This is a genomic window from Bacillus sp. FJAT-49736, from assembly GCF_018343615.1.
Lineage (GTDB): Bacteria > Bacillota > Bacilli > Bacillales > Bacillaceae_C > Margalitia.
Genome location: NZ_JAGYPI010000001.1, coordinates 908,595 through 926,124, shown reverse-complemented (window position 1 = coordinate 926,124; position 17,530 = coordinate 908,595). Strand labels below are relative to the sequence as shown.

Sequence of the window (17,530 nt, the reverse complement as noted above, 5' to 3'; positions counted from 1 at the left end):
CAACATAGATGTTTAACTCCCAAAACAAAAAACACGCATTGAATGCGTGTTTTCCTGACCTTTTATTTTTGTAAAAGATTCTTCACATTTTTCACTACATTTTCAACCGTAAATCCGTATTCCTCCATTATTTTTCCACCAGGAGCAGAAGCACCAAAGCCTTCAATAGCTAAGATTTCTCCTTCATCACCCACGTAGCGGTCCCATCCAAATGGAGAAGCCATTTCAATAGCAAATCTTTTCTTAACAGACTTCGGTAGGATTGATTCTTTATATTCCTTACTTTGCTTTTCAAAACGATCCCATGAAGGCATACTGATAACGGAAGCATCAATACCTTCTTTTTGGAGTGCTGTCTGTGCCTCAACTGCAAGATATACTTCAGAGCCTGAAGCTAAAAGAAGCACATCTGCGGTTTCATTTTTAGAAGGCGAAACAATATAAGCACCTTTTTCAACTCCGGTATTTGCTTTTTCAGCAGTTAATTTCAGAGTTGGCAACCCTTGACGAGTTAAAACAAGAGCTGTTGGTTTGTCCTTGGATGTTAATGCTGCTCTCCATGCGGCAGCTGCTTCATTACCATCTGCAGGACGAATGACAGAAACATTTGGCATTGCTCTTATTGCTGCTAATTGTTCGACCGGTTCATGTGTCGGACCATCTTCTCCAACTGCAATACTGTCGTGAGTAAATACGTACGTAACTGGTAATTTCATAAGGGCAGCTAATCGAATTGCCGGCCTTAAGTAATCAGAGAATACAAAGAATGTACCTCCATACACTTGTACTCCACCATGAAGTGCCATACCATTTAATGCTGCACCCATTGCAAATTCGCGAACGCCAAACCAAATATTTCGTCCATCAAATGATTCAGGAGCGAAATCTTTTTCTCCTTTTATCATTGTATTATTGGAACCGGCAAGATCAGCAGATCCTCCAAAGAAAGTAGGTACATTTTTTGCAATAGCATTTAAAACTTCACCGCTTGAAGCGCGGCTTGCTATACTCTTGCCTTCTTCATAGACAGGGATATCTTTATCCCAATTAGAAGGAAGCTCACCTCTTAATGACAATTCCAGTTGAGAAGCTAATTCAGGATATTTCGTCTTATATTCATCGAATAATTGATTCCATTCCTCTTCTTTTCTTGCCCCTGCTTCTACAATCATTTCATTAAAGCGATCATACACTTCAGATGGAACATGGAAATCTTGCTCAAATGTCCACTTATAAAACTCTTTCGTTAATTTAAGCTCATCAGCACCAAGTGGTGCACCATGAACGGCAGATTTTCCTGATTTATTTGGTGAACCATATCCAATAACTGTTTTAACCTCTATCATGGTAGGACGGTTAACATCAGATTTCGCCTCTTCTATTGCTTTAGCAATTGCTGCAAAATCATTGCCATCCTCAACACGAATATACTGCCAACCATATGACTTAAAGCGACCTTCAATACTTTCTGAGAAGGATTTATCTAGGTCACCGTCTAAGGAAATATCATTGGAATCATATAAAACAACCAATCGGCCCAGCTTCAAATGAGCAGCTAAAGATGCAGCTTCGCTTGAAATGCCCTCCATTAAATCGCCATCACCACAAAGGGTATATGTATAATGATTAACTAATTCAAAATTATCTTTATTATAAATACCAGCAAGATGACGTTCAGCCATTGCCATACCCACTGCCATAGCAATACCTTGGCCAAGTGGACCTGTTGTAGCTTCAACCCCTGGAGTATGACCAAATTCCGGATGTCCAGGTGTCTTACTTCCCCATTGACGGAAATTCTTTAATTCCTCCATGCTAAGGTCGTACCCTGACAAGTGCAACAAACTATATAAGAGCATGGAACCATGTCCCGCTGATAAGACAAAGCGATCCCGGTTAAACCAGCTTGGATTCTTTGGATTATGATTCATGTAACGAGTCCATAGCGTGTATGCCATTGGAGCAGCTCCCATAGGTAAACCAGGGTGGCCTGAATTTGCCTTTTCAATAGCATCAATGGAAAGTGTCCGTATGGTCGTAACAGCTAGGTTATCTGTATTATCAAACAATATTATGCATCCTCTCTAAATAAAGTAACGTTCAACTTAATATTATCTTATGTTTATCTCATTAACTCAATAAATTACCATCTATTTTCAAAAAATATTTAAAAGCTTAATTTAATGAAGTCTTTTATTTTGAAGGTCACGGAGTTTCTTTGGAGTTACTTCATCTCCGTTAGGATCAAAAACTTTTACTTTTTCTATTGTATTTTTCATTGATGAACGAAAAGATTCTAAATACTCTCTTCTTAGCTTTGATTGTTCTTTTGCTTCAGCCTCGCTCAATCCACTCTCCTTTGACTTTTTAGCCAATTCATTAATTCTTGCAATTTTATCTTTTGAAAGCATTATTTTTTCTCCTTTTTTGAAGGATAAAAATCCTATCTATACTACATTAATAAAGGTTATGTTACTAAAAAAATAGCCCTTTATCAAGAAAGGAGCTACAAAAAAAATTAGAGTTGATGTTCTTCTATATATTCCTGGTATCTTCTATGCACTGTCGCTTTTGATATACGATAGCCAAATCCACGCATTGTCGCAGCAATCTCAGCAAATGTAAGTCCATTATTTCTTAATCGTACAATTTCTTCGACCGGAATTTCTTTTCTTTCTCTCCCCAAAATATTTCCATTTCCATGGAGATTCTTTTCGGGATGATAACCCTTTGCCACCGCTCTTCTCATCCCTCGTTTAATTTTCAGATTATGTAATTTACGTTGGTATTCCTCCACCATGCTTACAATATTAAGCACCATCGAATCTGATTCAGAAAGCACCAATTCTCCATTATGGTCTAAACTATATACCTTTACATTTTCTTTTATTAAACAATGAAGCAAGGCTATCTTTGCATTTCCTCTGCCTAATCTAGTTTCATCTTGAACAATAACCGCCTCTATATTATCTGTTTTAATAATATCAAGTAATTTAAGAACACCAGGTCTATCAAGATCATAGCCGCTAGCCTGTTCTTTAATAATCTCGACAACTGTAAGATTCCAATCTTGTGAAGCTTTCTTAAGTTCCTCTTCCTGACGGGCAAGCGATGTTTCCTGTGTTTGCTTTGTGGTACTGACCCTACAATAAATAATAGTATTCATTAATAACTACCTACTTTGCATCTGAAGCTAATTGTTGTACATTTTCAACCTTATCTTTTATTTTTATTGGAATTACAATACTTTGTCCTTCCTTAATATCAGTGGAGCCTAAACCATTTTCATCTTGCACCCATTTAATAAATTCCGTATGGGACATGCCATTTTTAATTTTATACATATCTGCAATTTCCCACAATGTTTGACCTTCCGATACCGTAATATGTTCATAGTCTTTGGAGTGATCCTCCAACTGTAATATCATAAAAAATCCAAGTATGAATGAAAGAACAAGTAGAATAATAGCATATGAATATTTTTTCCATAACAATAACATAAAACCGCCTCTTTCGAATGTATGTTCGTTTATTGACTTAATTATAATAAGAACATTTGTTTGTTGTCAACATTTTTCGAACTTATGTTTGTATATCTGGAAATGTAATGCTATAATGAAATTAATAATAAGTCGAATCTTCGATCGTTGAGGTGTAAAATATGACAAAACTTTCAAAAAGGCAGCAGGATATTTTAGATTTTATTAAACAAGAAGTGAAAATGAAGGGATACCCGCCATCAGTACGTGAAATTGGTGAGGCAGTTGGACTAGCTTCCAGTTCAACCGTGCACGGACATCTTTCCAGACTAGAAAGCAAAGGTTTGATCCGCCGGGACCCGACAAAACCAAGAGCAATTGAGGTTCTCGACCTAATGGAGGATACAATTCCACGACAAAACATTGTGAATGTTCCTCTAGTAGGAAAGGTTACCGCAGGATTGCCTATTACAGCTATCGAAAATGTAGAAGAGTATTTTCCTCTTCCGGAGCATATTGCACCTGCAGACGAAAATGTATTTATGCTTGAAATCGTTGGAGAAAGTATGATCGAAGCAGGAATCCTGGATGGTGATTATGTAGTAGTTCGACAACAGCAGACAGCAAACAATGGAGATATTGTAGTAGCAATGACCGAGGAAGATGAAGCTACAGTAAAAAGGTTTTTTAAAGAAAGAGATTACATTCGTCTCCAACCTGAAAACTCTACAATGGAACCTATTATATTACCAAATGTTACTATCCTTGGCAAAGTGATTGGACTTTATAGGCAAGTAATTCACTAAAATCAAACCCCAAAGGGAATCCATATTCCTTTTGGGGTTTGATTTTTCTTTAACTCTACCGAAAAATACAGCAGAAAAACATTTTACTAGAGACGTTATTTGTCCCCCTTCGTCATGTTTTTAGTGCCGCTATATAAACCACTTGCAGATAAACCTAGCATTAAACCAATAATGATTCCCTCTTTTATACTACCACTTACATAAAATATTCCAAATAAAAGCCCGAGTATAACAGCAATGAATGGAGAATACTTTTTAGACAATCCAGCTCTTTTAAATAATTCTACCACCCCAATAATTAAAGGAATAATAGCAACATCATATATCTGTAGCATAATACACCACCTCTCCACTTTAGTAGTATTATCTTATGCTTGTCCAAAGTATCTACATGAATATCTTTTAATATATTTTATTTTAAGAAATCAAAACTCTTATATATTTTATTCTTCATTTCTAAACGCCATTCCTCTTTATTTTTAGATATAAAGACAAAAAAATAGCACCCAACACGGTGCTACATTTTGCGATTATTTTTCATTTGTCTTTTGATTGCTTCGTCTCTTTCTCCACCGTCTGATAGCTCCTCTGAAAATTCATGATCTTTTTGTTCATCTGAAGCAAATTTTGAGGTTTGGAGTACTTCAGAAGGAATATTATTGTTTGGAGCTGCTTCTTCATTCCATTTCATAACCATTTCACCCCTTTGGACATAGTATTTGTATTTCAACTGAAACAATGTAAAAGTTTTTGTATACCAATATTGATTTTTATAATAAAAAAACCCCTTGTATACCTAAGGTATCAAGGGGTTCCTCTATTAATATATGCTTAAATATTGTTCTCTTTCCCAAGGATGGACTTGTGTGCGGAACATATCCCATTCAATTTCCTTCGCTTCAAGGAAATGCTCAAGAATATGATCACCAAGTGCATTAACCATTACTTCATCCGATTTTAGATTTCCTAATGCATGGAATAGTGTTGCTGGTAAGTCAATGATTCCTGCTTCTTCACGCTCTTGTTTATTCATTACATAGATATTTCGGTCAACAGGTGCTGGAGCCTTCAAATTATTTTTAATTCCGTCTAATCCAGATTTTAATAATACTGCCATTGCCAAGTATGGATTTGCGGATGGATCCACACTTCGAACTTCGATACGAGTACTTAATCCGCGAGATGCAGGAATTCGAATTAAAGGACTGCGATTTTGTGCAGACCAAGCAACATAACAAGGTGCCTCATATCCAGGAACAAGACGCTTATAGGAATTTACTGTTGGATTTGTTACAGCTGTAAAGTTTGTTGCATGCTTAATGACACCAGCAATAAATTGATATGCAACTTCACTTAGCTGAAGTTCTCCTTTTGTATCAAAAAAGGCATTCTTACCATTTTTGAATAAGGATAGATTGCAATGCATTCCGGATCCTGCAACTCCAAATAACGGTTTAGGCATGAAGGTTGCATGTAAACCATGCTTACGGGCGATTGTTTTAACTACTAATTTAAAGGTCTGAATATCATCGCAAGCCTTAATTGCGTCCGCATATTTAAAGTCAATTTCATGTTGACCTGGTGCAACCTCATGATGGGAAGCTTCTACTTCAAATCCCATCTCTTCTAGTTCAAGTACTATATCACGACGACAGTTCTCCCCTAAATCTGTTGGGGCAAGGTCAAAATATCCGCCATTATCATTTAGTTCAAGGGTAGGCTCACCATTTTGATCTAACTTAAATAAGAAAAATTCCGGTTCTGGTCCAAGGTTGAAATCAGTAAAGCCTAACTCCTCCATCTCCTTAAGAACTCGTTTTAAGTTATTTCTAGGGTCACCTTCAAACGGTGTTCCATCTGGATTATAAATATCGCAAATTAATCTTGCTACTTTTCCCTTTTCTGCAGTCCACGGAAAAACAACCCAAGTATCCAAATCCGGATATAAATACATATCGGACTCTTCAATACGAACAAATCCTTCTATAGAAGAACCGTCAAACATCATTTTATTATCTAAAGCCTTCCCTAATTGACTTAGAGGAATCTCAACGTTTTTGATTGTTCCTAAAATATCTGTAAATTGGAGACGAATAAACTTAACATTTTCTTCTTCGGCAATACGAATAATATCCTCACGACTATACTTTGACACTTGACCCATCCTCCTATAGGATAAATTATTTTTGTAAATTAAAACTTACTTGAGTTTTTAATGATAAAATCTCGGTACTTCATTTTGTTTCATAGAAGGGCGCTGAAATCTTCCAGCCTGCAGCATTTCTTCCCTTAGTACTCGGCGAATTTGTTCATCCGTAATAATTGTTTTATTTTCTTCTGTAAGTTGAGCAGTCTCTGCTTCATTATTCGTTACCTTCATAGCGAGTATCTGTTTAATGCCAGCCATATTAATTCCTTGATCTAAAAACTCTTTAATTTCTAAAAGCATATCGACATCGTTTAATGAATAAAGGCGACGATTACCTTCAGAACGAGAAGGAGAGATCAACTGATGTTCTTCATAATATCTAATTTGACGTGCGGAGAGCTCAGTTAATTGCATAACAGTACTAATTGGTAAGATTGCCATAGAACGACGGATTTCTTTTTTCGTCATATTTGATTTCCCCCTTCTCCCTTTCTTATTTAAGATTATATTCAATGTAAGAAAAATTGTCAAACTCATGTTAGTATTTCTAACATGAAAATTATTTCATGGAAACTTTTTTATTGTCGATTACTTCTTTTAGTTACGGGTTTACTTTAGAAGTGCAAACTATCAAATAGCAAAAAAAAACACACTGGATTTCACATATAAAATCACAGTGTGCTTTTGTTAAAGTCTAGACTTAATAAAATTATCACTTTATTTCCATATCTGAAATGATCTAGATATTTCAATCTGTAAGATAATGATTGGAGTATATACGAATTTGAAGTGCATTTTACTGTTTGTTCCCTTTTTTCTAATGGTACTTCTTTTCGGGCAACTATATCCTAGTTTGGTTCCCCCTTTCCTTTTGTGGCTCGATTTCGGGCACCTAACTCCTCGATTGGTTACCCTTTTTCCTCTTGCGGCTCCATTTCGGGCACCTAACCCCTCGATTGGTTCCCTTTTGTCCTCTTGTCATTCGATTTCGGGCACCTAACCCCTCGGTTGGTTACCCTTTTTCCCTTTGCGGCACCATTTCGGGCATCTATACCCGTGTTTGGTTCCCTTTTGTCCTCTTGTCATCCGATTTCGGGCACCTAACCCCTCGATTGGTTACCCTTTTTCCTCTTGCAGCTACATTTCGGGCATCTATACCCGTGTTTGGTTCCCTTTTGTCCCCTTGTTATCTCTTTTCGGGCACCGAACCACTCGATTGGCTACCCTTTTTCCTCTTGCGGCTCCATTTCGGGCATCTATACCCGTGCTTGGTTCCCTTTTGTACCCTTGTCATTCGATTTCGGTACCTAACTCCTTGATTGGTTACCCTTTTTCCTCTTGCGGCTCCATTTCGGGCACCTAACCCCTCGATTGGTTACCCTTTTTCCTCTTGCGGCTCCATTTCGGGCATCTATTCCCGTGTTTGGTTCCCTTTTGTCCCCTTGTTATCCCTTTTCGGGCACCGAACCACTCGATTGGCTACCCTTTTTCCTCTTGCGGCTCTATTTCGGGCATCTATACCCGTGTTTGGTTCCCTTTTGTACCCTTGTCATTCGATTTCGGGCACCTAACCCCTCGATTGGTTACCCTTTTTCCTCTTGCGGCTCCATTTCGGGCATCTATCCCCGTGTTTGGTTCCCTTTTCTCCTCTTGTCATTCGATTTCGGGCACCTAACTCCTCGATTGGTTACCCTTTTTCCTCTTGCGGCTCCATTTCGGGCACCTAACCCCTCGATTGGTTACCCTTTTTCCTCTTGCGGCTCCATTTCGGGCATCTATCCCCGTGTTTGATTCCCTTTTGTCCCTTTGTCACTCGATTTCGGCACCTATTCCCTCGTTTGGTTCCCATTTGTCCCCTTGTTACTCCTTTTCGGGCACCTATATCCCGATTGATTACCCTAATCATCGCCTGGTTACAAAATTTCGGTTTCTTTTAAGCTTGGTATTACCACCCAAAGCATTAAAAAATATCTTTTCTCTAGACAAAGAATTATGTAATTTGAGAATATTGTGGCGTAAAAATTGCAAATGATTCAGTGATTTGACCTTTTTTCTCCTTTAGGACAATAAAAGTCATCTCGATATTTATTAAACTAACCCTTTATTCATTAAGCGGTCTAATGCAGAGCAGATGGCGATTTTCACGTGTGAATAGGTTAAACCACCTTGCACATAGGCAGTGTATGGGGGACGCAGAGGTCCATCTGCCGTAAGTTCCATGCTCGCACCTTGTATAAAAGTACCCGCTGCCATTATTACATCATCTTCATAACCTGGCATATAGCTAGGATATGGCGTTACGTATGAATTTACAGGGGATGAGAACTGGATAGCTTGACAAAATTCAATCATTTTATCCGGGTCATCAAACTGAACAGATTGAATTAAATCGGTTCTATATGTATTCCAAGCTGGATGAGTATTCATACCAAACTTTTGTAGAATAGCCGAGGTGAAAATTGCGCCTTTTAATGCCTGTCCAACAATATGCGGAGCTAGAAAGAAGCCTTGATACATATCTTGGAGACTATATAAAGAAGCACCAGCTTCCGCGCCAATCCCCGGTGAAGTCATCCGATAAGAACATGACTCAACGAACTCTTTTTTACCCACGAGATATCCGCCTGTTTTAGCAATTCCTCCCCCGGGATTTTTAATTAAAGAGCCGGCCATTAAATCAGCGCCTACATGACATGGCTCTTTTGTCTCAACAAATTCACCATAGCAATTATCAACAAATACCACTGTATCCGGTTTGATTTTTTTTACAAAGGATATCATTTCTTCTATTTCAGCAATTGTAAAAGACGGTCTGTTCGCATATCCTTTCGACCTTTGGATTCCGATCATTTTCGTGTTAGGCTTTATTGCGCTCCGAACAGCTTCCAGATCTACCTGACCACTTGGAGTTAAAGGGATACTATTATAATGGATATTAAATTCTTTTAATGAACCATTACCGCTTCCTCGGATTCCGACAATTTCCTCTAACGTGTCATATGGTTTTCCTGTTATATAAAGTAATTCATCGCCAGGACGAAGAATACCAAATAAAGCAATGGAAATAGCGTGTGTACCAGAAATAATTTGCGGGCGAACTAAGCCTACTTCTCCTCCAAAAACTTGTGCATAAATTTTTTCCAACGTATCCCGTCCGATATCATCATATCCGTACCCGGTTGAAGGAATAAAATGCGTATCACTGACACGATGGTTTTGAAAGCTTTGTAATACCCTAAACTGGTTTTCTTCCACCCTTTGATCAATTTGCTGATGAATAGCTGCAATTTGTTTTTCCGTTTCCACTACAATTGGCTGAAGTTTATCTGCGTTCATTAAATGTTGAAACATTTCTTATATACTCCTTTTATTACTAAAATTGTTCTAAAAGACCAAGAACTGGGTGGTCTTGCAAGGCATATCCTTTGCATTTATAAACCTGTTCCTCTTCTATAAAAAGAAGCTCTCTTAATATAGTATCGGCTTTAAGTTGTGCTAAAAGCTTCCCTTCCGTTGATGGCACTAAAACATCATACGGAACCATTAATTGAATGGCTTCATTTTCAATATGTTGCTTCAACAGATGCCGATCATCTGCATGCAAAGCGCTGATCATAATATGATTCTCAGCAGTTGGTACAAAATCCGAATGCCGCGCATCCATTTTATTATACACGGTTAATTGAGGAAGATGATCCATTTCCAGTTCCTTCAATAATTTTTGGACCGTTTTCTCATGGTTATGATAATCGGGATTTGAACTGTCGACGATATGGAGGAGAATATCCGCTCCTTTTACCTCTTCTAATGTAGAACGAAAAGCAGCAATTAATGTTGTAGGTAAATCTTGAATAAAGCCTACTGTATCTGTTAATAACGCAGAATATCCGCTAGGCAAAACCAATTTTCTTGTTAATGGATCTAATGTAGCAAATAATTGATTTTCCTCATAGGAATCGGCGCTTGATAAGCGATTAAACAGAGTGGACTTTCCAGCATTTGTATAACCAACTAAAGCAATTTGAAAAGCTTTGTTCTTTTTTCTTCGTTCACGATATCGTTCGCGATGACTTACAATTGTTTCTAATTGGTTCTTAATTTCGGTAATTCGTCTACGAATATGGCGCCTGTCTGATTCAAGCTTGGTTTCACCGGGACCTCTTGTTCCAATACCTCCACCAAGTCTTGATAATTCTGTCCCTTGACCAATTAATCGAGGAAGCAAGTATTGTAATTGGGCAAGCTCCACCTGAAGTTTTCCTTCCTTAGATCTTGCTCTTCCAGCGAATATATCTAAGATTAACTGTGTACGATCGATAACCCTGCTCTTTAAAATACGAGATAAATTCCGCAATTGACTTGGGGAAAGCTCATCGTTAAAGATTACTAAATCCGTTTCTAATTCTTCTTCCAGACGTTCAATTTCTTCTACTTTCCCTTTTCCTATATAGGTGGAATAATCTATCCGATCTCTTTTCTGGGAGACTATTATTGCAACTTCACCTTGTGCCGTTTCAGTTAAAGAGGCTAATTCCTCCATAGAATATTGAAACCGCTCTGCATTGTCACCTATCTGGCAGCCAACTAAAATTGCTTTCTCCTTCATTTCATTAGCCATTTGACCAACTCGCTTTCTTGTACATATTTTATTATCTTACCAAATAATAAAAAATTTAGCATAACCAATACCGTTCATCACAAGAAAAAAAAGAAAAAGCTAGTCAGTTCGACTAGCTACATAAGTCTATGAATCCGGAAATACTAAATCAATGCTTCTTAATGTTATTAAATCATAGCGATCATAAGTCCCGTCAGATAGTAATCTCATCGCTTGTGAACGAATGGATTTTTCAATAATATTTCTAACATAGCGTCCATTTGAAAAACTTACGGGATTCACCATTTTTATTAAGCTTAAATGTTCCTTCAGCTTTCGTTCTGCATCTTGACTAAGATTATATTCCTTCTCCTTTAACATTCGTTTTCCTATTTCCATCAATTGTTCTACCGAGTAATCAGGGAAATGAAAGACAAGTGGGAATCTGGAATGAAGCCCTGGATTCAAACTTAAAAAATAGTCCATTTCATTGGAATACCCTGCAAGTATCAGGATAAATTCATGTTGTTTATCCTCCATATGCTTTACGAGTGTATCAATCGCTTCCTTTCCAAAATCCTTTTCCCCTCCGCGCCCAAGAGAATACGCCTCATCAATAAAGAGAATACCGCCGATCGCCTTTTTAATTAAATCCCGAGTCTTTTGTGCCGTGTGACCAATATATTCTCCAACTAAGTCTGCTCGTTCTGCTTCGATTAAATGCCCTTTCGATAGTACGTTCATTTTCTGAAAAAGTTTCCCAATGATTCTGGCCACTGTCGTTTTTCCAGTTCCCGGATTTCCTTTGAACATCATATGAAGCGCTTGTTTGCCCGTTTTTAGTCCTGCAGATTCCCTTTTTTTATTCACATATATCCAAGCATACACTTCTTTAATCATTCTCTTCATTTCATCCATTCCGACAAGAGCGCTTAATTCAGATTCAATTTCCTTTAATGCTTCATGCTCTGCGGAATTCGTCTTTGGAACAACTTCCCTTTGTATAGAAGATGGAGGTAGTTCTCTTTGCTGGGCATTCAGTACAATACTAATCTGTCCGTTATTTTTCATGCGTATTGGTTGGTCCAAAGCGTTCACCTCACATTCTAAAAACAGTATACGCTTAGAAGCATAAGTTGTGACAAATGCCCATTTTAATATGGAACATTCCTCTGAATTATTGAATGTTTCTACATAACTTTCAAATTTAAGCAAGAAACCACGAAAATATGACAAAAATCTCAATATTTTTTTCGTAAAATTGTTTGATTTGTCGTTTCTCGCGCTTTCCCAAGAAATAATGCCTTACCTTTATTCTATTCGTGTTGCTTCCTAAACATTACTTACCTATTAAAATGAAAGTGCAGGTTTATAAAGCAAAATAAAAATGTGTAACCGCTAGGCTACACATTTTTATTATTCAGCGATGAGCAGGGAGCAATGATTATCTTATTGTTCTTCAAAATTTATTTGAACATTTTTTTGAGGGGCAAAAGTTGATATGGCATGCTTAAAAACGAGCTGTTGCTTCCCTTCCGATTCAAACAAAACAGTAAAATTATCGAACCCTTTTACTTGGCCCCTTAACTGAAATCCATTGAGTAAAAAAACCGTAACAGAAGTTCCATCTTTTCTTAACTGATTTAGGAATTGGTCTTGAATATTAACTGCTTGTTTCATGCTTAGTCCTCCTCTTCTATCTCTATTACTATTTATTCGATTTTTACCTGCAGCTTTCCTGCAATAAAATTTGAAATTTCCTTTATTTTTTTTGAGCGCTCTGAAGCTTCTGTCATATCAAACCATGTGACATCCATTTTATTCCGGAACCATGTAAGCTGTCTTTTCGCATAATTTCTAGAGTTTTGTTTTAATCTTTCTACAGCCTCATCCAATGTAATTTCTCCATCGAAATAGGCATAAAGCTCTTTGTATCCAATTGCTTGAATAGATTGTACATCCCGAAGATTAGCATCGTATAGCTTTTTTACTTCTTCCATTAGCCCTTTTTCCATCATGATATCTACACGCCTATTTATTCTGTTATATAACTTTTCCCTTTCCATCGTCAACCCAACTAAAGCGACATTATATAATAAGTGGGGCTTTTGCATTTGGTGATAGTCGGACGCTGTTTTTCCAGTACAATGAAATATTTCCAATGCTCTAATGACTCTTCGAATATTGTTTGGGTGTATTTTTTCAGCACTTATAGGGTCTATCGCCATGAATTCATTGTATAGTGCCATATTCCCTTCTGTTTTTGCTCTCATTTCTAACATTTTTCGAAATTCATCATTCCCAACATCATCAGAAAACTGGTAATCATATATAACGGATTGTATATAAAGACCTGTTCCGCCAACGATCATCGGAATCGCATTTCTTTTATGTATTTCCGCAATTTTACTGCGAACAAGCTGCTGGAATTCAGCAACTGAAAATGAATCTTCCGGTTCTTTGATATCAATAAGATGATGCGGAACTCCTTTCATTTCCTCTATCGAAATTTTCGCTGTTCCAATATCCATCTCTTTATAAATTTGCATGGAATCGCCACTGATGATTTCACCATTAAACAATTTAGCTAAATAAATGCTTAAATCTGTTTTTCCAACAGCAGTGGGTCCAATTAGTACGATAAGCTTTTGAAGATCACTCAACCATTTCACAGCCTTTTTGATAAAATAAGAATTTATTATACTTATTATATTTACAGTGAGTATAATATTTGTCCAGCAGATAGCATAGAATTGTTCTTCCTAAGACTCTATACATAGGCAAACAAGACGCAAATCCGCATCACTTATTATCGTACCATATTTATAATAAAACAGATTGGAACAGTTATTTAGTATACCCGTTTGTTTTATGGATTAAACATTCCTACACATTAAAAATAAATAATTGAATAATAAAACCGGCTCTTAACAAAAGCCGGTCAAAAACCTATTTTTTAAGTGGCAGTAGAGTTAATTCCTTCCCATCCTTCACAGCTATGTTTAAAGTTGTTTCGTGATAATTGCCATTAACCCAGTCATTAATTTGATCATGATACCATTTGCTTCTAATATGTCCCGACTGGCCTGGACCTACAATATGGTACGATTTATTCATATCACTCGTATCAATAACAAAACGCCAGGAGGCCCCATGATCAACGATTCCATCATCCCGATTACTCGCTGCTTGAACAGTCACTTTACTGCCCCCTATAGGAACTGGACTTTCACGGTTAAAAATAAATGCCAATATATCGGATGATGCTGATAACGGGTGCGCAAAGTATAGTTGATGATAGTCTCCCCACTTCCATGTCTCAGGTTCGCCACCATATTTTTCTTCTAGTTGACTAAGAACCTGTTGAAGCGATTTTTGTAAAACTTGCTCTATCCCGCCTCTATCTTTTACCCATACACCTTCATTTCCACTGATGGCGCTTCGTAAAAGCTGATCCACCGCTTGTGATTTATCTTCAAATAGATCTAAAACATTATTGGGAATCTCTTTTTTAAATATTACGTTTGGTATTTCTTTCATCCAAAGATTATATATTAACGGTGCTGCTTTTGATTTATCATCTTTATAATTCCACTTTTTCAATTCGTTCAACGCTTTTTTCTCTGTTGGTGATAAAGGTGCATTGTTTAATATAGTCAGGAATTGGGGAACAAATTCACGTGCTGATTCATTGATTTGATCCATTTGCAGCGCTTTCATATCATTTACCGTTATCTTATTTTTTGATTTCAAAACCTCTTGAATTCTCATTTGGCGGTAAGGCTGTGCCCATACATTACTGATATGATAAGGGTAGTTGTCATCAATAACTTTGTTATTCGCACTGGAGATGAAGCCTTGAGCAGGATTAACTATCTTTGGAAGCTGATCATATGGAATATATCCCTTCCATCCATACTCATCAGTCCATCCAGGTACTGGTAAAAGCCCTATCCCTTTTTTTCGTATTGGAATTTTCCCATTTGCTTTGTATGCTATTGTTCCATCATTTGCTGCAAACACAAAATTTTGTGTAGGAGTATGAAAATCCAGTAGTGCATTTTCAAATTCATTCCAATTCTTTGCTTTGTTCATATTCAAAACAGCTTCTAATTCTCTGGAAGGTTCTAGTGCTGTCCACTGCAATGAAAAAACAGTGTTCTCTTTATTTTGATAGGCAAATTCTGAAATGATTGGTCCATGTTTTGTAATCGTAACCTTATACGGAATCGTTTTTTTACCTTTAACCTTAATTGGCTCCTCAATAACCGTTCCATTATACCATTTATTATTATAAAGAAATTGGGCCTGATTATCGGGGTTTCGTTTTTCAATATATAAATCCTGAACATCAGGACCTGTATTTGTCACACCCCATGCAATATGTTCATTAGATCCTAGTATTATCCCAGGTATACCAGCAAATATTACACCACTCACATTCATGTCTCCTGCTTGTAAATGCATTTGATACCAAATAGAGGGTGTTGCCAGTGATAAATGAGGATCGTCTGCTAGCAGTGGTTTGCCTGAAATACTTTTTTCACCGCTTACCACCCAATCATTACTGCCATTAAATACTGGAGGATTGATAGCCTCTGCGAAGCTTTTTCCAATATCAATATGGTTGTTCTTTATTTGAGAAATGATCAAAGGTGCATCCTTTGGATAACTAGGCAGAAGTTCTTTCGCCTTATCCTCCGATAAATTGCTTAGTGCCCAGTAATTAAAGGCCTGTTCGTTCCAATGTCCTCCTAAGTCAAATGCCATATATTTTCCAATCGTTAATGAATCTGTTGGAGTCCATTTTTCGGGATGATAATTTAATAAATTAAATTCTATTGGCAATGTTTTTTTGTCAATCGCATCCTTCATATAGGCATTGACACCATCAGCAAACCATTTTAATACATTTTTCCCTTCTTCTGAATACTGCTGATAGGATTTTTCTGCTGCCCGTCTTAGCCCTAGTGTACGAAAAAACTTATCCCGATTTACCGTAGCTTCCCCCACCACTTCACTTAATGTTCCTGAGGCTTGCCTGCGGCTTAAATCCATTTGGAAAAGTCGGTCTTGTGCCTCCACATAACCTTGGGCATAGTACAGGTCATGGAGATTTTTTGCGTTGATATGAGGAACACCATTCGCATCTCGAATAACGCTTACAGGCTTTTGTATGCCAAGTAAATAAATTTGACCAGATATTTTCGGCAAGGATCTTAAGGTGTAAAAATTAAGCAGCATTGCAATTAAAAATACGATAATGATGAAAATTGATAATGTCCAAATGACGGGCTTCTTCCATTTCTTAATCGGCTTTTTATTTATTACAACTTCCATTTTATTCATCCCCCTTGCTATAAGAATATTAGCTGTTTTTCGGAAAAATCCTTTCGAAAGCAACATAAATTCAGATTATAAATTTGAATTCGAAAATAATAAAAATTCAGCTTATTTTTATCAAAATCTATTGAAATATTACAATAACTTTACTATAATTAATTTTGCTGTGCAGACTAGGCAACAATACACCGTAAGACAAGTACACTCCTCCATAATCCTAAGGAGTGTATTTTTACATAAGGCTGTTTTCGTATAGGTAGTTTTTCTTTGTATATTGTTATAAATCCTAATACAGTTTTAGCTCGGGCATCTTTTCCTAAGGAAGTTATTCATTCATAACCAAAGAGCATGGCTTTATTTAAGATTTCGTTAAAAAAAACAACAAAGTTTAAGAAAAGAGCCTTATATAATCAAACATTTATACTGCTGGTGATCAATAAGAAGGGAGAGTTTTTTTATAATGGACCGATGCCTTCCTCTATCAGATGAACGGCTGATAAAAGCATACGAAAAGGCAATCCAGCTTGACCTGCCAGATGAATTTATTGCAATTCTAAAAGCTGAGGCTGAAAAGCGCAGACTATTAAATTCAGATTCTCGAAAAAATTAAAATGTGCCATTATGGATGAATTATAAAACAAAAACTTAATCGTTTTTGTTTTTCTTTTTTGCTATTTATTCTGAAAAAAGGGGAACTTTTTTTGTTAATAATTGAAAATTGTGTGAAACATTATCTTTATCTTTCATACAATTTAGTAACGAAATATTTATATTTCGTAAACCATCAAGGAGGTGCAAACATGAAAACAAGAAGTACATTAAATGCTTTGATTGGTGTTTGGTTTATTATTGCTCCTTGGGTTGTCGGATTTTCAGATCAGTCAGGAGCACTCTGGTCAAGTGTCGTAATTGGTCTTATCCAGGTTATCTTATCCTTCTGGGCATCCGGTGAAGCAGGCTGGAATTCTTGGAAGAATTGGCTCACAGTAATAACTGGTGCATGGTTCGTTCTTTTACCATTTGTTTATTCATTATCTAGCGGAGAGACTTGGACCAGTGTCATTCTTGGTCTTGTTACTATTTTATTTAGCTTTTGGAACATGGGTTCAAAGCAAAGTAATTAAACTAGTTTTCATCTTTCTAAATAAAGCCCTGA

The 17,530-nt window shown here is 36.9% G+C and carries 17 protein-coding genes; 3 read left to right on the top strand and 14 right to left on the bottom strand.

The genetic code is table 11. From position 1 onward, the window contains the following. Positions 1–62 precede the first annotated feature (62 nt). The 4 genes from tkt to yneA form a co-directional block, all read right to left on the bottom strand. Positions 63–2,069, bottom strand: coding sequence for a transketolase (tkt, locus tag KHA87_RS04930; protein ID WP_213092986.1), 2,007 nt, complete (start codon positions 2,067–2,069; stop codon positions 63–65). Positions 2,070–2,180: 111 nt separating this feature from the next. Continuing rightward, positions 2,181–2,411 (bottom strand): DUF896 domain-containing protein, encoded by a 231-nt coding sequence (locus tag KHA87_RS04925; RefSeq protein WP_213092985.1) that lies wholly within the window; start codon positions 2,409–2,411, stop codon positions 2,181–2,183. Positions 2,412–2,518: 107 nt separating this feature from the next. Continuing rightward, positions 2,519–3,166, bottom strand: a complete 648-nt coding sequence (locus KHA87_RS04920) for a YneB family resolvase-like protein (RefSeq protein ID WP_213092984.1) — start codon at positions 3,164–3,166, stop codon at positions 2,519–2,521. Between the two features lie 10 nt (positions 3,167–3,176). Next, the gene (gene yneA / locus KHA87_RS04915) at positions 3,177–3,500 is read right to left on the bottom strand and encodes a cell division suppressor protein YneA (RefSeq protein WP_213092983.1); all 324 of its coding nucleotides are present in this window, start codon (positions 3,498–3,500) and stop codon (positions 3,177–3,179) included. 161 nt (positions 3,501–3,661) lie between these two features. Here yneA and lexA point away from each other — a divergent pair, with 161 nt between their 5' ends. Next, the gene (gene lexA, locus KHA87_RS04910) at positions 3,662–4,285 is read left to right on the top strand and encodes a transcriptional repressor LexA (protein ID WP_213092982.1); all 624 of its coding nucleotides are present in this window, start codon (positions 3,662–3,664) and stop codon (positions 4,283–4,285) included. A gap of 95 nt (positions 4,286–4,380) precedes the next feature. Here lexA and KHA87_RS04905 read toward each other — a convergent pair whose 3' ends face one another. The 10 genes from KHA87_RS04905 to KHA87_RS04860 all read right to left on the bottom strand — a co-directional run bounded on the left by KHA87_RS04905 (position 4,381) and on the right by KHA87_RS04860 (position 16,371). Continuing rightward, positions 4,381–4,620 carry a hypothetical protein gene (locus KHA87_RS04905; RefSeq protein WP_213092981.1) on the bottom strand — a complete coding sequence of 80 codons (240 nt, stop codon included), beginning with the start codon at positions 4,618–4,620 and terminating at the stop codon, positions 4,381–4,383. Between the two features lie 182 nt (positions 4,621–4,802). Then, positions 4,803–4,976 (bottom strand): hypothetical protein, encoded by a 174-nt coding sequence (locus KHA87_RS04900; RefSeq protein ID WP_213092980.1) that lies wholly within the window; start codon positions 4,974–4,976, stop codon positions 4,803–4,805. A 129-nt stretch (positions 4,977–5,105) separates the two neighbouring features. Beyond that, positions 5,106–6,440 carry a type I glutamate--ammonia ligase gene (glnA, locus tag KHA87_RS04895; protein WP_213092979.1) on the bottom strand — a complete coding sequence of 445 codons (1,335 nt, stop codon included), beginning with the start codon at positions 6,438–6,440 and terminating at the stop codon, positions 5,106–5,108. Positions 6,441–6,497: 57 nt separating this feature from the next. Beyond that, positions 6,498–6,902, bottom strand: a complete 405-nt coding sequence (locus KHA87_RS04890) for a MerR family transcriptional regulator (RefSeq protein WP_213092978.1) — start codon at positions 6,900–6,902, stop codon at positions 6,498–6,500. 1,620 nt (positions 6,903–8,522) lie between these two features. Continuing rightward, positions 8,523–9,785: a methionine gamma-lyase family protein gene (locus KHA87_RS04885; RefSeq protein WP_213092977.1), complete on the bottom strand. Its 1,263-nt coding sequence runs from the start codon at positions 9,783–9,785 to the stop codon at positions 8,523–8,525. Positions 9,786–9,807: 22 nt separating this feature from the next. Then, complete coding sequence (gene hflX, locus KHA87_RS04880) at positions 9,808–11,052, bottom strand: GTPase HflX (RefSeq protein ID WP_213092976.1); 1,245 nt, start codon at positions 11,050–11,052, stop codon at positions 9,808–9,810. Between the two features lie 126 nt (positions 11,053–11,178). Next, positions 11,179–12,120, bottom strand: a complete 942-nt coding sequence (gene spoVK, locus KHA87_RS04875) for a stage V sporulation protein K (RefSeq protein WP_213092975.1) — start codon at positions 12,118–12,120, stop codon at positions 11,179–11,181. A 360-nt stretch (positions 12,121–12,480) separates the two neighbouring features. Beyond that, complete coding sequence (gene hfq, locus KHA87_RS04870; protein WP_213092974.1) at positions 12,481–12,711, bottom strand: RNA chaperone Hfq; 231 nt, start codon at positions 12,709–12,711, stop codon at positions 12,481–12,483. Positions 12,712–12,743: 32 nt separating this feature from the next. Then, a complete protein-coding gene (gene miaA / locus KHA87_RS04865; RefSeq protein ID WP_213092973.1) occupies positions 12,744–13,694 on the bottom strand; it encodes a tRNA (adenosine(37)-N6)-dimethylallyltransferase MiaA in 951 nt (316 codons plus the stop codon). Positions 13,695–13,980: 286 nt separating this feature from the next. Then, positions 13,981–16,371: a penicillin acylase family protein gene (locus KHA87_RS04860; RefSeq protein ID WP_213092972.1), complete on the bottom strand. Its 2,391-nt coding sequence runs from the start codon at positions 16,369–16,371 to the stop codon at positions 13,981–13,983. Between the two features lie 463 nt (positions 16,372–16,834). Between KHA87_RS04860 and sda the strand changes: the two genes are divergently transcribed. Both sda and KHA87_RS04850 read left to right on the top strand, forming a co-directional pair. Then, entirely contained in the window at positions 16,835–16,984 is a 150-nt protein-coding gene (sda, locus tag KHA87_RS04855; RefSeq protein ID WP_213092971.1) for a sporulation histidine kinase inhibitor Sda, read from the top strand. A gap of 190 nt (positions 16,985–17,174) precedes the next feature. Further along, complete coding sequence (locus tag KHA87_RS04850; protein WP_213092970.1) at positions 17,175–17,498, top strand: SPW repeat protein; 324 nt, start codon at positions 17,175–17,177, stop codon at positions 17,496–17,498. Positions 17,499–17,530: the final 32 nt, after the last annotated feature.

Bases quoted from the DNA above. Each gene is read 5' to 3' on its own strand.
- KHA87_RS04925 (WP_213092985.1), bottom strand. From the start codon at position 2,411: ATGCTTTCAAAAGATAAAATTGCAAGAATTAATGAATTGGCTAAAAAG.
- KHA87_RS04920 (WP_213092984.1), bottom strand. From the start codon at position 3,166: ATGAATACTATTATTTATTGTAGGGTCAGTACCACAAAGCAAACACAG.
- yneA (WP_213092983.1), bottom strand. From the start codon at position 3,500: ATGTTATTGTTATGGAAAAAATATTCATATGCTATTATTCTACTTGTT.
- lexA (WP_213092982.1), top strand. From the start codon at position 3,662: ATGACAAAACTTTCAAAAAGGCAGCAGGATATTTTAGATTTTATTAAA.
- KHA87_RS04905 (WP_213092981.1), bottom strand. From the start codon at position 4,620: ATGCTACAGATATATGATGTTGCTATTATTCCTTTAATTATTGGGGTG.
- KHA87_RS04900 (WP_213092980.1), bottom strand. From the start codon at position 4,976: ATGAAATGGAATGAAGAAGCAGCTCCAAACAATAATATTCCTTCTGAA.
- KHA87_RS04890 (WP_213092978.1), bottom strand. From the start codon at position 6,902: ATGACGAAAAAAGAAATCCGTCGTTCTATGGCAATCTTACCAATTAGT.
- KHA87_RS04885 (WP_213092977.1), bottom strand. From the start codon at position 9,785: ATGTTTCAACATTTAATGAACGCAGATAAACTTCAGCCAATTGTAGTG.
- hflX (WP_213092976.1), bottom strand. From the start codon at position 11,052: ATGGCTAATGAAATGAAGGAGAAAGCAATTTTAGTTGGCTGCCAGATA.
- hfq (WP_213092974.1), bottom strand. From the start codon at position 12,711: ATGAAACAAGCAGTTAATATTCAAGACCAATTCCTAAATCAGTTAAGA.
- KHA87_RS04860 (WP_213092972.1), bottom strand. From the start codon at position 16,371: ATGGAAGTTGTAATAAATAAAAAGCCGATTAAGAAATGGAAGAAGCCC.
- sda (WP_213092971.1), top strand. From the start codon at position 16,835: ATGGACCGATGCCTTCCTCTATCAGATGAACGGCTGATAAAAGCATAC.
- KHA87_RS04850 (WP_213092970.1), top strand. From the start codon at position 17,175: ATGAAAACAAGAAGTACATTAAATGCTTTGATTGGTGTTTGGTTTATT.